The following is a 16746-nucleotide window of genomic DNA, read 5'->3' as shown; positions in this document are numbered from 1 at the left end:
GCAGCTCGACGCTAGACCACTTGTGACCGCAGTGTGCCGGACACAAGGTCCGGCACAGCGCCGAGTCCCCACCCCTCCCCCGCGCGGCGGCGACCGGTGCCGCCGCGCGGCGTCCACCGCCACCGCACCGCGGTCGCTGTCGGCGCGAAGCGCGAGTCCCTGCGTGGACGAGCAGGCGCGAGGGACGACTGGCCGAGCGAAGCGAAGGAGGGAGTCGGCTGGGGAGGTTCGTGGGCCGTGCGGAGCGGTGCGGTCGCAAGTGGTCTAGCGTCAAGCTGCTGTTGCTGTTCGCCGTCGCGGTCGAACCACACCCAACAAAGAAAGCGCTCGCAAACAACCGAAAACCGCAGTATCAGCCTCAGTCCATCAGGAACTCGATAGCGGCTCCCTGCCCGAAGCCGACACAGAGCGTCGCCAGCCCCCGGCTATCCCCACGCTTCTCCATCTCGTGCAGTAGCGTCACGGGCAGGCGCGCTCCACTGGCCCCCAGCGGGTGGCCGATCGCAATGGCCCCACCATTCACGTTGAACTGGTCCTCCGGGATCCCCAGCTCCTCCCGGGCGTACACACACTGGGAGGCGAACGCCTCGTTCAGCTCTACGAGGTCGTACTCCTCGATATCCGTCCCGGCTCGCTCCAGCAGCCCCTTCGTCGCCGGGACGGGGCCGATCCCCATCACCGTCGGATCCACGCCGACGACCTCGTTCGTCCCGATCTCGGCGACGATATCCAGCCCGTGCTCCTCGGCGAACGCCTCCGAGGTGACCATCACCAGCGAGGCGCCGTCGGAGATCTGGCTGGAGTTGCCCGCGGTCACCGTCCCGTCGCCCGTAAACGCCGGCGGGAGCCCCGACAGCTTCTCGGCGGTCGTGCCCGGGCGGATCCCCTCGTCCTCTTCGACGACGCCGTCATCGGTCTCGATCGGGAGGATCTCGTCGTCGAAGCGTCCGGACTCGGTGGCTTCGACCGCGCGCTGCTGGCTGCGGGCGGCGTACTCGTCCTGTGCCTCGCGGCTCACGTCGTACTCCTCGGCGACCTTCTCGGCGGTCATCCCCATCTGGAGCTGGAACACGTTGTACTGCTCGGAGATCCCCGGGTGGAGGTGCTCGTAGGAGTCGCCGTCCATCGGCACCCGGCTCATGTTCTCGACGCCGCCGGCGATGATGCAGTCGCGGTTGCCCGCCGCCACCGCGTCGGCCGCGGAGATGACCGCCTGCATCGACGACGCACACCAGCGGTTGATCGTCGTCGCCGGCGTCCCCTCACCCAGCGGCGAGAGCAGCGAGATGACGCGGGCGACGTTGTTGTCCTGCTCGCCGCGCTGCTGGGCAACGCCCCACATCAGGTCCTCGACGTCCTCGGGCGCGACGCCGGTCGTTTCCAGCGCATCCTCGATCAGCGGGACCGAGAGGTCCTCGCTCCGGGTCTCGGCGAAGACGCCGTCTTCCTTCCCCTGCGGGGTCCGTCGAGCGTGTACGACGACAGGTGTCGACATACCCCGAAGTGGGAGCGGCACCGGGATAAATCCGACCGAACGCGGCGTGCGTGGTCGAGGGTTTCCGACCCCGACGGAGAAAGTACTTACAGCCCGGCCCGGACCGTTCCGGACGTGTCCCGCCCCGCTCGCTGGGCGCGCCGTCGCCCAGTCGCGGCCGTGCTGGCGCTGACGGCGCTTTCCCTCCTCCTCCGGCTGGTCGCGCTGGGCGACCGGACGATGCACTGGGACGAGGCCCGCGTCGCCTACTGGACGCTGCGGTACGTCCGCGGCGCCGGCTTCGCCTACCGCCCCGTCATCCACGGCCCGTTCGTCCCGATCACCGTCGCGCCGCTGTTCCGGCAACTCGGCCCGACGGCGTTCGCGGCCCGGCTCCCGGTCGCGATCGTCGGCGGACTCGCACCGCTGTCGGCGCTGCTGTTCCGGCGCTCCGACGGCGGTACGGCCTCGGCCACGGTCGATATCGGCCTCGACGACAGCGAGACCGTCGCGCTCGCCGCGCTGCTGGCGGTCACGCCGAGTCTCGTCTACTACTCGCGGTTCATGCGCTCGGACGTGCCGCTGGCCGTGTTCGCACTGTTCGCGCTGGGATTTGCGGTCCGCGCGCTCGCGACCGCGCGCCGACAGCACGTCCTCGCCGCGGGACTGTTCGTCGGCCTCGCGATCCCGACGAAGGAGAACGTCCTGCTGTACGCCGCCTGCGCGGTCGGGACGGCGGGGGTCGCGGTCTGCTGGCCCGCGGTCGTTCCGCTGCTCCCGTGGTACAGGGCGGACGAACCCCGGAACGCGGCGACGACTGCGTTCCGAGAGTCGATCAGTCGCGCTCGTGCCGCACTCGCCCGCCACCTGCCCGCGGTCCCGCTCGCGTTGCTGGTCGCACTGGTCCCGGTCGTGTTCTTCCTCGCGCCGCGCGGGCCCGCAGGCGACCCTACGCTGGGCGCCGCGCTCGCGGGCGATGCCGGCTGGCTCGCGCTGATCGAGCGCGCCACCGTGGGGACGTGGGAGACGTTCGCGTCGAGCTTCTGGGCCGGCAGCCGAGGGCACTCCTACCCGAGCTACGCCGGGAAGCTGCTGGCCTACCTGCTGGTCGGCGCGCTCCCGGTCGTCGGCGGCGCGGGCGTCGCGTTCGTCCGTGAGTTCCGCTCGCCGTCGCGGCCGCTGGTCGTTCCACTGGTCGCGTGGGGTGTTGCCGCGATGCTGGGCTACCCGCTCGCGACGGACATCCCGGCGCCGTGGATCTCGCTGCACATCGCGCTTCCGCTGTTCGTCCCTGCCGCAGTGGGCTGGGTCGCGATCGCTCGGGAGCACGCGTGGAACGTCGGGCTCCCCGACGCCGACACACTCCCGGATCCGGGGACGCGCGGGCGGTACGCCCGCTACGCGCTGGCCGGGCTGGTGGTGCTCTCGGCGGTGCAGGTGCCACTGGTGCTCGCCGCCTCGTCGATCACGCCGCCGCTGTACGTGAACGTGCTCGCACAATCCGCCCAGCCGCCGGACGACCTCTCACCGATGGAGGATACCGTCGCGGACGCCGCGAACGCGGCCGAGCGAAGCTCGGCTGGCAGCCGGACGCAGTCCGGCGACGACGGCGGGGTACTGTTCTACGGCGAGGCGTACTACCTCCCCAACGAGAGGATCGACGACGACCCGCCGGCCGAGGGCGAACACTGGCTCGGCTGGTGGCTGAACCGCCTGCCGATGGCGTGGTACGTCGAGCGGGCGGGCGCGGAGTCGTCGTACGCCCGCGACCCCGCCGCGTTGGGCGACCGTGAGTCGGTCCCGCCGGTCGTGTTCGCCGCGCCCCACGAGGCCGAGGGGGCGGCGTCGGTGCTCGACGAACGCGGCTACGAGCGGACGCGCTACGAACTCGGGCTCTACCACGAGCAGGCGGTCGTCGTGTTCGTCGACGAGTCGAGAGTGGACGGCGAGCCGGCGAACAGATCTGTCCACTCCTGAACGGGGCTGGGGTCCGACGCGCTTAACCGATTGGCCCGGCAACCCTAACGGGATGAGCGACCCCGCCGTCGACGTCGTAGAGTTCCTGTTGACCGCACACACCTACACCGAGGAGGAGGAGCTGGACGAGGACGACCTCCCGCCGCGGTACCGGCAGGTGTTCTGGTCCGACGGGTCCATCGAGCGTCCGCTGGCAGTCACACAGGACCGCGCGCGAACCGCCACCAGCGTCGATCACCCCTGGGACGCCGTCTCCGATCTCCTCTTTACCCAGCGCACGGAGTTCTCCGGGGAGATCTCGCTGACCCAGCCCGACATGGCGCTGGAGTGGTATCTCGACCACGCCGACGAGGACCGGCTCGCCGCCAACCCCACGCTGGCCTACGCCGCCGAGAACGACGGTGACGCCGACGTGGAAGTCACCCGAGAGCAGGCCCGCGAGGCGAACCAGCCCATTCAGGCAGACCGCGTCTGGATCGACTCGCTGCTCGACGAGTACTTCGACGAGGAGGAGGACGCGGAGATGCTCGACCTCGTCCACATCCTCGCGCCAGAGGAGATCGAGACCACGCTCGACGACCTCGTCCTCACCGAGGACCAGAACGACGAGGTGAACAAGATCGTCACCGCGATCGAGAACCGGGACTACCTCGCCAGCATCGGCCTGAGCGAGATCGGGAAGATCCTGTTCGTCGGCCCGCCCGGCACCGGGAAGACCACCATCTCCCGTGGGCTGGCCCACGAGCTCGGCCTCCCGTTCGTCGAGGTGAAGCTGTCGATGGTGACCAGCCAGTATCTGGGCGAGACCGCCAAGAACGTCGAGAAGACGTTCGAGGTCGCAAAGCGGCTCTCTCCCTGTATCCTCTTCATCGACGAGTTCGACTCAGTCGCGAAGACCCGGAAGTCCGACGAGCACGCCGCACTCAAGCGGGCGGTCAACACGCTGCTGAAGAGCATCGACGACATCTCGCTGGTGCGCGACGAGGTGCTCACGGTGGCCGCGACGAACCACCCCGACCAGCTCGACGCCGCCGCGTGGCGGCGCTTCGACGAGGTCGTGAACTTCCCCAAGCCCGACCGCCAGATGCGGTCGGACATCCTCCAGATCGTCACCCAAGACATGCAGATGGCGGAGTTCGACCCCGACGCCGTCGCCGAGGAGACGGAGGGACTCACGGGGTCGGACCTCCGGATGGTGCTGCGAGAGGCTGTCCTGCAGGCGCTCACCGAGGGCCGACGCGAGCTCACCCAGGAGGACGTGATGGACGCCGTCCAGGGGTTCGAGGAGCGGGACAACCTGAAGAACATGGACATGATCGACGGGGAAGGCGCCGCGATCGCGGGCGACGGCGACAACAGTCACGAGCACGGGCACGGTCACGACCACGACAACTGACGGCGCTTCTCCGCGTCGACGCCCCCGACGCGTCTACCGTTCGACCGGGCGCCAGACCGCCGCGGCGGCGGCTGCCAACGCGATCACGGTCCAGCCCGCGAGTCCGAACGCGCTGACCACCGGGTGCGCCGTCGCGACCCCCGGATCCGTCGCGATGGCGGGACGGATCACGAGTTCGAGCACGAGGCCGCGGAACGCGCTGGCGGGCGCCAGCCCGACCAGCACGCCGATCAGGTCGCCGACGAACCCCGTCGTCAGCAGCGCCACGAGCGCGAGGTCGGCCACGAACGCCACGACCACGACGGCCCCGATGCCCGCCGCGAGCGCCTCGCGGTCGGTCCGGGCGAGCGCGGAGCCCGCGAGCACGAACGCGACCGTCGCGAGGGTGTACCAGCCGGCGAGGAGTACGAACCGGGCGTAGACCAGCGGCGTGTCGCCGGCCGAGTGCGTCGCCAGGAACGACGAGGTTTCCGGGGCCCCGAGGCTCGCGACGACGCCGGCGGCCGCGAGCGCCGCGACGACGGCGACGAACGCCGGGAGCGCACGACCGACGAACACTCCGAGGACGTACTCGGGGCGCGAGACCGAGTACGTCCGGAGGATCGAGAGCGTCCCCCGCTCGTCGTCCCCACGGATCGACTGGAAGGCGACGGCGAACGCGAGCACCGGCACGAGGAGTTCGACCGGCAACAGCAGATCGTACGTCAGCGAGACGTAGCCACCGGGCGAGCCCATCGAGGCGCCGCCGAGGCCGATCACGACGACGGCGAACACTCCCACGACCGCCGACAGCGCCCGGTTCCGCAGCAGTGTCCGGACCTCCCGGTTCGCCACGGCGACGACGGGGCGAACGCGCATCACTCCCCACCCCCGTCGGCCGACACGTCGACGTCGACCGCGTCCCGACCGGTCCCCGCGACCGCAGCCGAGAACACGTCACGGAGTCGCGCTTCGCCGGCCTGTTCGAGCAGCGCGGCGGGCGACCCGTCGAGAACGAACTCGCCGTTGGCGATCAGGAGTACCCGGTCGGCGTACCGCGAGACGGCTTCGAGGTCGTGGCTGGTCGTCAGCACGAGGCGGTCCCCGGCGGCCATCGTCGCCGCGGTCTCGAAGATGTGGTCGGCGATGTCCGGGTCGAGCCCGCTAGTCGGCTCGTCGAGGACGACGACCGGCGGGTCGCCGATCAGCGCCTGTGCGAGCCCCAGCAGCCGTGCCATCCCGCCGGAGAGCTCGTCGACGCGCCGGTCGGCGGCAGCACTCAGCCCCACCCGGGCGAGGATCGCGTCGGCGTCGACCGCCTCCGCGACCAGCGAGCCGTAGAACTGGACGACTTCGCGGACAGTGAACCCCGGCCGGAACCGGGGCGACTGCGGCAGGTAGGCGACGGTCCGGCCGTCCGTCGCCGGGCGGGTGACCGTCCCGGCGTCGAGCGGTCGCAGGCCGGCGAACAGTTCGAGGGCCGTCGTCTTCCCGGAGCCGTTCGGCCCGACCAGCGCGACGAACGTCCCCGATTCGAGCGCGACGCTCGCGTCGTCGAGGATCGTCACGTCGCCGAAGGAGAAGGCGGCGTTCTCGAACCCCAACACCGGCTCGCTCATCCGGCCACCTCCGTCGCGTTCCGCGACTCGCGCAGCGCCGCGAGCCGCTCGGGGCGGACGGGGGTCGTCCGCGGCGCCACGTCGACGACGCCGGTCGCGCGCAACCCCGGGACGGTCTCTTGGACCGTCCGGACGAGGTCGACCGCCGGCGAGCGCGCGAGCGTCCACGCGCCGGGCGTCGACTGGACGCGCGCGTCGACCGAGCCGGTCGGCCGGAACCCGCGTTCGTAGTGGCCGTCGGCGTCGGTGTCGGTGCCCGGGATCGGCCCCCAGTAGTTACCGCGATCGCCGACGGTCCACACCCGTAGCGGGCCGAGGCTGGCCGTCGCTGCCCGTTCGTTCCCGACGACGTCGTTGGCGGTGAGGAGGTTGGTCGCGAGCGCGTCGCCGGCCCGGAGCCCAACGTCGTTCCCGACGACCGTGTTGTGGACGTACAGCGACTGCGAGCTGTAGACGTTGAACCCCCGTCCGTTGTCGGCGACGACGTTCGACGCGAAGTACGACCGCGAGCCCGCGGTGGAGATGCCGACCCGGGAGTCACGCACGTCGTTGCCGACGAGGAGGTTGCCGGAGGGGCGGGTCATCATGAAGATGCCCGCGTTCGTGTCGCGGGCGGTGTTGTTCCGCAGCAGCGAGTCGGAGGTGTACATCTCGTGGATCCCGAAGCGGCTGTCGGCGAAGGCGCTGTCCCGGACGACGATCCCGTCGGCACGGTGGGTGTAGACGCCGTCGCGGCCGCCGGTGAAACGGCTCCGTTCGACGACGATCGGCTCGTACATCGCGACCAGCCCCATGAACCCCTCCTGGGTGCCGCCGGCGATCGAGACCGTCGACTCGCGGACCACGGCGCCCCGACTGTCGAGCGTGACGATGCCCGAGGCCGGCGTCTCGATCGAGACGCCCTCGACGAGCGAGCGCTCGGCGTCGACCAGTCGGATCGCGGCGTCGCCCCGGCCGTAGGCGAGTTCGACGTTCTTCGACCAGTTGAGCCCCTCGATCTCTGTTTCGTTGAGCGTGCTCCGGCGGCTCCCCACGTCGCCGACGCCGTCGATTCGGAGCGCCCGGAGGGTGGTCCGGGGCGCCGCGATCGTGAGCACGGTACCGTTGCCGTCGCCACGGATCGTCGTCGCGTTCCCGGCGCCGGCGATCGTCAGCGACTTGTTCACGAGCAGGCCGTCCGTGCGGTAGGTGCCCGGCGGGAGTTCGACGGTCGTGTTCGGCGGGGCGGCCGCGACGGCCGCTTCGAGGCTGTCGGCGTCCTCGCCGACGACGATCGACGTCGGCCGCTCGCGGTCGGTCGCCGCGGCGACGGCGTCGTTCGCCCACGCCGAGCGGTTCTCGACCGCGTCACGGAGCGCCGATTCGGACGCCGGGTCGCGGGCAGTGACACGCTCGGGGACCGCCTTCCACGGCACGATCTCCCCGCCGTACGCGTCGACGAACGCCGCCGCGGCGTCGCGATCGGAGAACGGCACGGCGACGGGACCGCTGGGCAGGCGAGCGCGGCTGTCGACGACGACGACGGTTTCCTGCGCGGGAGCGAAGTCGACCTCGCCCTCGGCAGTCAGATAGCCGTCATCGGTGAGCGAGGCGTTGGCGCCCGCGTAGTCCGAGACGAACGCCGCGACGGGCTGGCCGAAGCGCCGGTCGTGGCCGGTTCGCTCCTGTTCGGCGACGTAGGCGCCGACGCTGTTGAAGCCGACCACGTACTCGTACGCCGAGTAGTACACTTCGACCCGGGGGATGGAGAACCCCCGGGCTTCGGTCTGGCGCACCGTCTCGTCGGTGAGGCCAAGCGTGAACGTGTCCTCGAACGGTACGGGCTCGACGTCGTCGGCCGCGCCGACGGGAACGACGAGAGTGGCACTCAGGACCACCACGGCGACGACGAACACCGCGACGAAGGCGGTCAGCGGGAGCGTGCGGCCGACCATCTCAGCGTCCGAGCGTCGAGAGGAGTTCTGGGGTTACCTCGTCGAAACCGACGATCTCCCCGCCGTGTTCGGCCTGGAACGACTCCGCCTCGGCCTCGTCGGCGAAGCCGATCAGGTCCTCGCCCATCGCGCCGACGACGGACGAGCCGGCGACGAACGTGACCGTGGTCGCGTCGACGAACGACGCGGCGTCGTAGTGTGTCGAGATGACCTGCTGGTCGCCGTCGGTCCGGATCTCGTAGTCGACCGCCGCGTAGTCCGTGACGTAGAACGCCTCGCGCGACCAGTCCTCGCGTTCGAAGTCGAACTGGAACGCCTCCCACGTGCTGTCGAACCGGGCGGGGTTGTCGTGACCGCCGGGGCGTCGGTCGGCGTAGAAGATCTCCGCCGTCGGCCCCGGGTGCTGGGAGATGACCATCCCACACACGTCGCAGGTGGCCTCCTCGGGCAGCGTCACCGCTGCGGGCGCGTCGCTGCCGTCGCCGCCGAGACAGCCGGCGAGGCCGGCAGTGATCCCGACGGTCGCCGCGATCGCGTGGCGGCGGGTACAGCTGCTGGCTGTCGATGCCGCGTCCGAGTCGGTAGCGCGGTCGTGGGTGCTGGGATTCATGGGCGGGTAGGGCGGTGGACGCCTCGGTAGGGCGGCACCGCTCGCGTACGTGAACGTACACGCTACCGGCGAAAAGGGGTGTTGGTGCGATAGTCGAAAGCGCGTCGAGTCGGGGAGTACAAGCCGGCCGCGCTCGACGGCTCTCGCATGGACCGCGCAGACTTCTTCGACAGGCTCGACGAGGAGCTCCGCACCGACGCGTACGCCGACGTGGACGCCAGCCCCAACGGGCTGCAGATCGGGAGTCGAGAGGGGGAACTGGAGACCGTCGCGTTCGCCGTCGACGCCGCCGCAGCGACGATCGACGCCGCGCTCGACGCCGGCGCGGACGCGCTGGTCACCCACCACGGGATCGTCTGGGGCGGGCTGGACCGCCTGACCGGCCGCGAGTACGAGCGGATCGAGCCGCTGATCACCAACGATCTCCCGCTGTACGTCTCCCACCTGCCGCTCGACGGCCACCCGACGATCGGTAACGCCGCGGGCGTCGCCGACCTGCTCGACCTCGTGGCGCGGGAGCCGTTCGGCGAAGTCGGCCCCGAGACCGTCGGCCTGCTCGGCGAGCGTGACGAGCCGATCGAGGTCGGCGCGCTCTCCGAGCTACTGGCCGACGAACTCGACACGGGCGACGAGGGCGTCCAGACGCTCTCGTTCGGCCCCGAGGCGGTCGAACGGGTGGCAGTGCTCACCGGCAGCGGCACCGACTGGCTGGACGAGGCTGTCGACGCCGGCGCCGACACGCTGATCACCGGCGAAGGGAAGGGGAAGGTGTACCACGAGGCCCGGGAGGCGGGGATCAACGTCCTGCTGGCGGGCCACTACGCGACCGAGACGTTCGGCGTGCGGTCGCTGGCGGCGCTTGCCGAGGAGTGGGGGCTGGAGACGGTGTTCGTCGACCACCCCACCGGGCTCTAGCGGGGCGGAGGCAGCACTCGCGACGGCGAAGGGAGGTCGCGGGACGTGGCGCTCGCCCGGTCGGGCCGGGTCACTGCGGGCGGCGCAACTCGAGGACGAACACGCTGCCCTCCGGGTCGTTGTCCTCGACCCAGACGTCGCCGCCGTAGCGCTCGACGAGCGTTTGGACGAGGTACAGCCCCAGCCCGGTGCCGTCACTGTCGAGCCCCTTCTCGCCCTCCTCGAAGATGAGCTCCTTGTGTTCGTCGCGGATACCCGGGCCGTTGTCGGCGATACGGAGCCGGACCACGTCGTCGTCGACGGCGGCCGAGACGGTGAGTTCGGGGAGCTCCTTGTCGTTGTGAACGACCGCGTTGTTCAGCAGGTTTCGGAACACCGACTCGAGCATGTCGTCGGCCAACACCTCGACGTCCGGGATGGGTCCGTCGACGGCGGCGATGGCCCGCTCGTGGTTGGCGCGGACGTCGTCGATCTGCGCCTCGAGGACGGGGCGGACCGGGATGGGGGTGCGGTCGGTCTCCGAGCGGAGCAGCACTTTCGTCACGTCGCCGGCGGTCTGGGTGATGTCGACCGCCTCACGCCCGGCCTTCAGGATCTTCCGGAGGTACGCGTCGCCTTCCTCCTCGACGAACTCCTCCAGCATGTCGCCGTAGGCGAGCACGAGCTGGAGGGCGTTGCGGACGTCGTGTCGGACGACTTGGTTGAGCACTTCGAGGTTGTCACGCTGCCGCTCGAGAGTGCGCTCGTAGTCCTTGCGTTCGTCGATGTCGAGGTGGATACCGACGGCGCGGGCGGGGTCGCCGTCCGCGTTCCGTTCGACGATCTCGCCGATGTCGCGGATCCACTTCCACTCGCCGCCGGCGGTCCGCATGCGGTGTTCCGTATCGTAGCGGTCGGTTTCGCCTTCGATGTGTGCGTTCAGGGCGGTTTCGACGCGTTCGAGGTCGTCGGGGTGGACGCGCTGCTCCCACGCATCGAGGGCGGGCTCGACCTCGTCGGGGGAGTGGTCGAGCATCCGGGCCCACTGATCGTTGAACTCCACCTCGTCGGTGCGCATATCCCAGTCCCAGATGCCGAGGCTCGCCCCCTCGACGGCGAGTTCGAGGCGCTCCTTGAGGCGCTGGAGCTCCCGTTCGCGCCGTTTCTGGTCGGTGATGTCGGTGGAGACGCCACAGACCGCCGAGATCTCGCCGTTGTCGTCGTACACTGGCGACTTCCGCGTGATCCGGGTCGTGTTCCCGGTGGCCGTCGGGATGGTCTCCTCGATCTCGATTATCTCGCCGCTCTCGACGACCTGTCGGTCGTCCGCCCGGGCCCGTTCGGCGACGTCCGGCGGGGTGATGTCGTAGTCGGTCAGCCCGACGATCTCCTCGTCCTCGACGTTGAACAGTTCACGGCACGCCTGGTTCATCATGAGATACCGACCCTCGGTGTCCTTCAGGAACACCGCCGCGGACATAGTTTCCATGACCGTCTCGAAGCGACGGTAGACCCGCTGGAGCTCCGCCTCTTGCTGTTTCTGCTCGGTGATATCCCGAGCGACCCCGACGATCTGGGCCACCTCGCCGTCCTCGACGACCGGGGTGAGCTTCGTCTGCCAGCGACTGGTCCCTCCGGGCAGATCGAGCGTCTCCTCGTACTCGATTGTCTCCCGCTGCTCGGCGCAGTCACGGTAGTTCGCTGCGACGGCCGCGCCCTGCTCGTCGCCGAGCAGTTCCCGCGGGGTCTGTCCCCGCAGTTCGTCATCGGAGAGCCCGGTTCGGCGTTGGTGTGAGGCGTTGTTCCGGCGGAAGACGAACTGGTAGTCGTCGTCGGTCCGCCGGACGTCCATCAGAAAGACGGCGTCTTCCATCTCGCGGAAGATCGCCTCGTAGACGTTGTCGGATTCGCTCCCGCTCGTCGGGAACCCCTCGGAAGCGGCATCCGCGTTCGGGTCTTCGTGCATCGTGGTCGCTCGTGTACGGGTAGGGGGTGTCGATAATTATACTGTCGGATCGCGTATCGCGGGGCTGGACGCCGCTGCCGGCGATACCGACAGAGCGGCCGGTCGACTGCGGGGGGTGCGCCCCGGACGGCGGGAGTCGTCGTCGACGCCCGAACGGTGGGATTTTCTCCCCGTCGGGAGTCGTTCGGTCGTGAACAACGACACGCGTCGGGCCGTCGAGTCGTGGGCGGAGTCGGGCATCGACTCGGCGACCGAACTCGACGGCGGGGAGGTCGGGAGCGTCCACCGCGTCGACCTCGCGGACGGCCGGCGCGTCGTCGCGAAAATCGCCGACACCGACCTCCGGATCGAAGCGCGGATGCTCCGCCACCTCGCCGAACGCGGGCTCTCGGTGCCCGAAGTGTACCACGCGACCGAGGACCTGCTCCTGCTGGCGTTCGTCGACGGCGGGTCGGCGGTCACACCGAGCGTCGAGCGGGACTTGGCCGACCGACTCGCCGCGTTGCACAGCCACGAGGCGCCGACGTTCGGCTTCCCGATCGACACGCTCACCGGACGGCTCGACCTGCCGAACCCCCGGATCGAGGACTGGCCGACGTTCTTCGGCGAGCACCGGCTGGCGTCCATGGCCGAGCACGCAGCCGGGGCGGGGCTCCTTCCGGCCGCCGATCGGGACCGCATCGACGCGCTCGTTGCGGACCTGCCGTCGCTGCTGGACCACGAGCCGACCCCGTCGCTGATCCACGGCGACGTGTGGGCCGAGAACCTGATGACCGACGGCGAGCGCGTGCGGGCGTTGCTCGACCCCGCCTGCTACTACGCCGATCCGGAGGTCGAGCTGGCCTACATCGACTGGACCGACACGGGCGGCGACGCCTTCCGCGAGCGCTACCGGGAGCAGGTGGAGCTGCCCGACGGCGTCGCCGACCGGCAGCCAGTGTACCGACTCCTGCCGCTGTTAGTCCACCTACGTCACTTCGGGGAGACGTACCTCGATCCCATCCGGGAGACGCTGGGGGAGATCGGCTACTGACCGCTCAGCGCGTCCAGAACGACGGCGTGAAGATCGCCAGCACCGAGAGCACCTCCAGCCGGCCGATCCACATCAGGAACACCATGAACAGCTTCGCGGCGTCGGAGAACGGCAGGAAGCTGTCCATCGGCCCCACGGGACCGTACCCCGGACCGACGTTGCCCAGCGTCGCGATGGCGGCGCTCATCGCTTCCAGCCCCGAGAGCGTCAGCTCCGGCGTGCGGTGGCTGTCGAGGTAGAGCAGGACCGTCCCCAGCGCGAACAGCGCGAGGAAGAGGACGACGAACACGAACACCTCGAGGATCGTCTCCTCGTCGACCACCTCGTCGTTCAGCCGGACGGGCCTGACGGCGTCGGGGTGGGCGGCGACGAACAGCGATCGGTCGGTCGCCCGCTTGGCGATCACCCAGCGGACGATCTTGATCGACCCCGCGGCCGAGCCGGCGGAGCCGCCGAGGAAGTACGCGAACAGCAGGATCGTCTGCGCCGAGGCGTCCCACGTGTTGAGGTCCATGCTGGCGTAGCCGGTGGTGGTGACGATCGCGATCGTCTGGAACAGTCCCTGTCGGAGCGCGTTCTCGACGTTGCCCGCGATCGCGTCGACGTTCGCCGGCGCCTCGGCGATCCCGACACCGAGGTACAGCACCGCGGAGACGACCGCGCCGACGCCGAGGACGGCGAGCAGGTACGCACGGAACTCCGCGTTGTCGGTCAGGTGGCGTGGCTTCCCCCGGAACACGTGCCAGAACAGCGCGAAGTTGGTCCCGGCGATCAGCATAAAGGGCATCATCGCCCACTGGATCGCGGGGACGAACGCCTCGGCGCTGCGTGGCTCCGGCGAGAAACCGCCGGTCGGGAGCGTGGTGAGCGCGTGGGCGACGGCATTGTAGAGGTCCATGTTCGGCGCGACGCCGACGGCGCCGAGCGCGGCGTACACCAGCGCGGCGAGCAGCGTGAAGCCTGCGTAGATGCCCCAGAGCGCGCGGGCGGTCTCCTGAATGCGGGGCGTGAGTTTGTCCAGCGAGATCCCCGGCGCCTCCTGGTTCATCACCTGTGCGCCCCCGACGGATATCTCGGGCAGTATCGCGACCATGAGGACGAGGATCCCCATCCCGCCGAGCCACTGGGTGAGCTGGCGCCACAACAGCATCGCGTGGCCGTGGCGGTCGACGGAGATCGCCCCCAGCACGGTCGCACCGGTGGTCGTAAACCCCGACATCGACTCGAACAGCGCGTTGACCGGCGACGCGACCGTCCCGGTGCCGGCGACGAGATAGGGGACGGTGCCCGCCAGCGGGACGACCAGCCACGCGAGGCTGACCAGCAGGAACGCCTCGCGACGGCCGAGTTCGCCCTCGTGGCCGAGCACGCGCTCGAACAGCAGCCCGACCGCGAGCATGACCGCGCTGGTCGCGACGAAGGGGACGGGGCTCTCGCCGTAGTAGAGTGCGGCCAGCAACGGGATCAGCGGGGCGAGGCCGATGTACTGGAGGACGCGGCCGACGAGGCCGAGGCTCACTCGGTACTCGACGTACGTGTTCAGATCCAGACCCATCGAACGACGGCGTCAGTTCGCACCCGATCGGGGCGAGAGGGCGATCTCTTCGATCCGGGCCTGCTCGTCCGCGATCCGCCGGAGTTCGACCGCCATCCCCTCGGCCCCGTCGTCGCTCTCGACCTGGGCCATCCGGTCGGCGGTGCTCGCGAGCAGCGCCGCCGCCTCCGCGATCGTCTCGCGCTCTCCCCCCCCGAGCCGAGAGACGATCTCGGTGTAGCACTGCTCGGTCGGCTCTTCGGTGCTCATACTGGTCGTTCTCGGGGCGGGACTATCAAACCCCGTGTGCGGGGGCTCCGAGTGTCAAGCGACCGAACGCCTAGAACTCGCCGGCGACGATGTCGCTCACGCGGCCGGCGTCGTACAGCTGTCCGTCGACGTCGTAGAGGTCCTCGGCCAGTCGCTGGGTGACGACGAAATGTGTGATCGGCCCCTGGTACAGCGGGCCGGCGCGGTAGACGTCGCCGTTCTTCACCGCGGTCAGGTCGCTGGCAACGTCGTGGTTCTCCATGAACGAGACGACGGTGTTCCGGAACTCCTCGGCGGTCTGGTGCTCGTGACCCCGACAGAGCAACACCTCGGGGTCGACTTCGAGCAGCGTCTCGTAGTCGACCTCGCTGCGGTTGCTGTGGAAGTCGCGCACCTCGGTGTCCGCGAAGGCGTCCTGTACGCCCAACTCGCGGAGGTGCTTGAAGCTCGTCCCCTCGCCGACGATGTACGGCGAGAACGACTCGGGCTCGTTGCCGGCGGCCCAGACGACTGCCGCCTCCCGACGCTCGCTCTCGGCGGGGACGGCCCCTTCGACGTTCGACTGGAACTCCGAGTGCAGGTCCGTGAACGCGTCGTAGCGGTCGGTCTCCTGGAACACCTCTGCGAGCTTCTCGAACGCCTCGTAGAGATCGTAGTACTGGTACTCCTCGTGCCAGCCGTAGCCGGTCGAGAAGATGCTGTTGCCGAAGAAGGGGCCGACGTTCTCCTCGATCTCGTCGACATCCTCCTGCTCCCAGCCGCTGAAGCGGTTCATGAGGAAGTTCGGGTCGACGACGTGGACGTCGGCACCGAGCTCGTAGAACAGCTCCTTGTCCACCCCGTCCTGATAGAGGTCGGTCATCCCCTCGGTGTCGACGCGCACGCCGTCGATCTCGTCGTAGTACTGGGTGTGGTAGCGGCTGGTAAGCCACAGCGCCTCCGGCGGCGCTTGGCCCAGCGCGATCCCCATGTCAGCCCAGCTTCCGTTGTTGGCGACCCACGTCTCGGGGACGCCGTCGAACTCGACCTCCCCCACCGGCTCCATCGAGACGGTGTAGCTGCCGCCGTTGCCGGCCGGCGTGTCGGTTCCGTCGCCGCCGGCACAGCCCGCCAGCAGCCCGCTAGCGACGACGGCACCGCTTGCGAGATACGCTCGACGCGTCGACTTCGGTCGGTCGTCCATACGGATTAGGCCGACCTAATCGTGTAAAAGCCCGTCGAAGTTTAGGCGGGCCAAAAGTGCGAGGTCGTGGAGAGGTACGGGCGGTGCTCGGAGCGGGTACAGAGCTTCAGACAGGGCTCAAAATCCCTCGGACGGCTTCGACTGCGTACGGCGCCGTGGCCGGAGCCGACGCTCCGGGCTGAGCACGTTGTACCACAGAAACGCCGAGGAGGGGATTTGAACCCCTGAGTCCGTGAGGACAGTAGATTTCGAATCTACCGCCTTGGCCAGGCTAGGCTACCTCGGCTCAGCTAACCGTCGGACGTGCTGCGGTTAATCGGTTACGGTTCAGCGTAACGCGTTCACCAGCGCGACCGCGCCGGCGACCAGCAGGAACACCGACGCGATCGGCTGCCCGCCCGCGGCGGCGACGTACACGCCGAAGCCGACGGCGACGGCGAGGCTGCCGACGAGGAACGACGACACGACGTGGACGACCTCCCCCCGGGTCGAGTCGGTCTCCTTCCCCAGCTGCTCGCCGACGGAGACGGCGTTGCTGGCGGCGTCCCACGCGAGCACGCCGAACAGCGCGCCGATCAGCACCGGCAGCGGCGGCGCACCGGTGTAGCCGGCGTACAGCACGCCGAGCAGCAGGAGCCCGCCACCGTTGGTGACCAGCCGACGCGACGCCCGCCCCAGCCCCGCGACAAGCACGAGCAGTCCGAGCCCCGAGATCGCGGCGGCGGTCGGCACCACCAGCGCCGTCGCGGTGATCGACAGCAGCGCGAACCCGGCCGAGACGGCGATGCCGAAGCGGGACGGCTCGCGGGTGATTTCGGTCATCGAGACCACCTCCGCTCGCAACGGCGAGCGGTCTTGTGGGCTCGAGGAGCGCTGG

14 protein-coding genes and 1 tRNA gene are annotated in these 16746 nt (G+C 69.7%); 4 read left to right on the top strand and 11 right to left on the bottom strand.

Going from position 1 to position 16746, the window contains the following annotated elements:
* Nucleotides 1–358 precede the first annotated feature (358 nt).
* Nucleotides 359–1495, bottom strand: coding sequence for a thiolase family protein (locus BN1959_RS14590; RefSeq protein ID WP_053946943.1), 1137 nt, complete (start codon nt 1493–1495; stop codon nt 359–361).
* Nucleotides 1496–1609: 114 nt separating this feature from the next.
* Here BN1959_RS14590 and BN1959_RS14290 point away from each other — a divergent pair, with 114 nt between their 5' ends.
* Together BN1959_RS14290 and BN1959_RS01380 are read left to right on the top strand one after the other, a co-directional pair.
* Entirely contained in the window at nt 1610–3451 is a 1842-nt protein-coding gene (locus tag BN1959_RS14290; protein ID WP_161803738.1) for a flippase activity-associated protein Agl23, read from the top strand.
* 52 nt (nt 3452–3503) lie between these two features.
* Nucleotides 3504–4847, top strand: coding sequence for an ATP-binding protein (locus BN1959_RS01380; RefSeq protein ID WP_053946941.1), 1344 nt, complete (start codon nt 3504–3506; stop codon nt 4845–4847).
* Between the two features lie 33 nt (nt 4848–4880).
* Here the strand turns inward: BN1959_RS01380 and BN1959_RS01375 are convergent, their stop codons facing one another.
* From BN1959_RS01375 to BN1959_RS01360, 4 genes are read right to left on the bottom strand one after another with little or no spacing between them, the layout of a single operon-like run.
* Nucleotides 4881–5705 (bottom strand): ABC transporter permease subunit, encoded by an 825-nt coding sequence (locus tag BN1959_RS01375; RefSeq protein WP_053946940.1) that lies wholly within the window; start codon nt 5703–5705, stop codon nt 4881–4883.
* The gene (locus BN1959_RS01370; protein WP_053946939.1) at nt 5705–6445 is read right to left on the bottom strand and encodes an ABC transporter ATP-binding protein; all 741 of its coding nucleotides are present in this window, start codon (nt 6443–6445) and stop codon (nt 5705–5707) included. Before BN1959_RS01370 ends, BN1959_RS01375 begins: the two co-directional genes overlap by 1 nt.
* Nucleotides 6442–8379: a NosD domain-containing protein gene (locus BN1959_RS01365; protein WP_053946938.1), complete on the bottom strand. Its 1938-nt coding sequence runs from the start codon at nt 8377–8379 to the stop codon at nt 6442–6444. Before BN1959_RS01365 ends, BN1959_RS01370 begins: the two co-directional genes overlap by 4 nt.
* A gap of 1 nt (nt 8380) precedes the next feature.
* Entirely contained in the window at nt 8381–8989 is a 609-nt protein-coding gene (locus BN1959_RS01360) for a nitrous oxide reductase accessory protein NosL (RefSeq protein ID WP_053946937.1), read from the bottom strand.
* 147 nt (nt 8990–9136) lie between these two features.
* On the opposite strand from BN1959_RS01360, the gene BN1959_RS01355 reads away from it, so the two are divergent.
* Entirely contained in the window at nt 9137–9904 is a 768-nt protein-coding gene (locus tag BN1959_RS01355; protein WP_053946936.1) for a Nif3-like dinuclear metal center hexameric protein, read from the top strand.
* Between the two features lie 70 nt (nt 9905–9974).
* On the opposite strand, the gene BN1959_RS01350 is transcribed toward BN1959_RS01355, so the two are convergent.
* Nucleotides 9975–11849: a PAS domain-containing protein gene (locus tag BN1959_RS01350; RefSeq protein WP_053946935.1), complete on the bottom strand. Its 1875-nt coding sequence runs from the start codon at nt 11847–11849 to the stop codon at nt 9975–9977.
* 190 nt (nt 11850–12039) lie between these two features.
* Here BN1959_RS01350 and BN1959_RS01345 point away from each other — a divergent pair, with 190 nt between their 5' ends.
* Nucleotides 12040–12882: a fructosamine kinase family protein gene (locus tag BN1959_RS01345; protein WP_053946934.1), complete on the top strand. Its 843-nt coding sequence runs from the start codon at nt 12040–12042 to the stop codon at nt 12880–12882.
* Nucleotides 12883–12886: 4 nt separating this feature from the next.
* Here BN1959_RS01345 and BN1959_RS01340 read toward each other — a convergent pair whose 3' ends face one another.
* The 5 genes from BN1959_RS01340 to BN1959_RS01320 all read right to left on the bottom strand — a co-directional run bounded on the left by BN1959_RS01340 (nt 12887) and on the right by BN1959_RS01320 (nt 16691).
* The gene (locus BN1959_RS01340) at nt 12887–14437 is read right to left on the bottom strand and encodes a TrkH family potassium uptake protein (RefSeq protein WP_053946933.1); all 1551 of its coding nucleotides are present in this window, start codon (nt 14435–14437) and stop codon (nt 12887–12889) included.
* A 12-nt stretch (nt 14438–14449) separates the two neighbouring features.
* Complete coding sequence (locus BN1959_RS01335) at nt 14450–14686, bottom strand: hypothetical protein (RefSeq protein ID WP_053946932.1); 237 nt, start codon at nt 14684–14686, stop codon at nt 14450–14452.
* 70 nt (nt 14687–14756) lie between these two features.
* Complete coding sequence (locus tag BN1959_RS01330; protein WP_053946931.1) at nt 14757–15869, bottom strand: ABC transporter substrate-binding protein; 1113 nt, start codon at nt 15867–15869, stop codon at nt 14757–14759.
* 201 nt (nt 15870–16070) lie between these two features.
* Nucleotides 16071–16155: transfer RNA gene (locus tag BN1959_RS01325), tRNA-Ser, on the bottom strand.
* A gap of 41 nt (nt 16156–16196) precedes the next feature.
* Nucleotides 16197–16691: a DUF7519 family protein gene (locus tag BN1959_RS01320; RefSeq protein ID WP_053949289.1), complete on the bottom strand. Its 495-nt coding sequence runs from the start codon at nt 16689–16691 to the stop codon at nt 16197–16199.
* Between the last annotated feature and the right edge of the window lie 55 nt (nt 16692–16746).

Source organism: Halolamina sediminis, from assembly GCF_001282785.1.
Lineage (GTDB): Archaea > Halobacteriota > Halobacteria > Halobacteriales > Haloferacaceae > Halolamina > Halolamina sediminis.
This window is presented reverse-complemented; position numbering and strand designations above follow the sequence as displayed.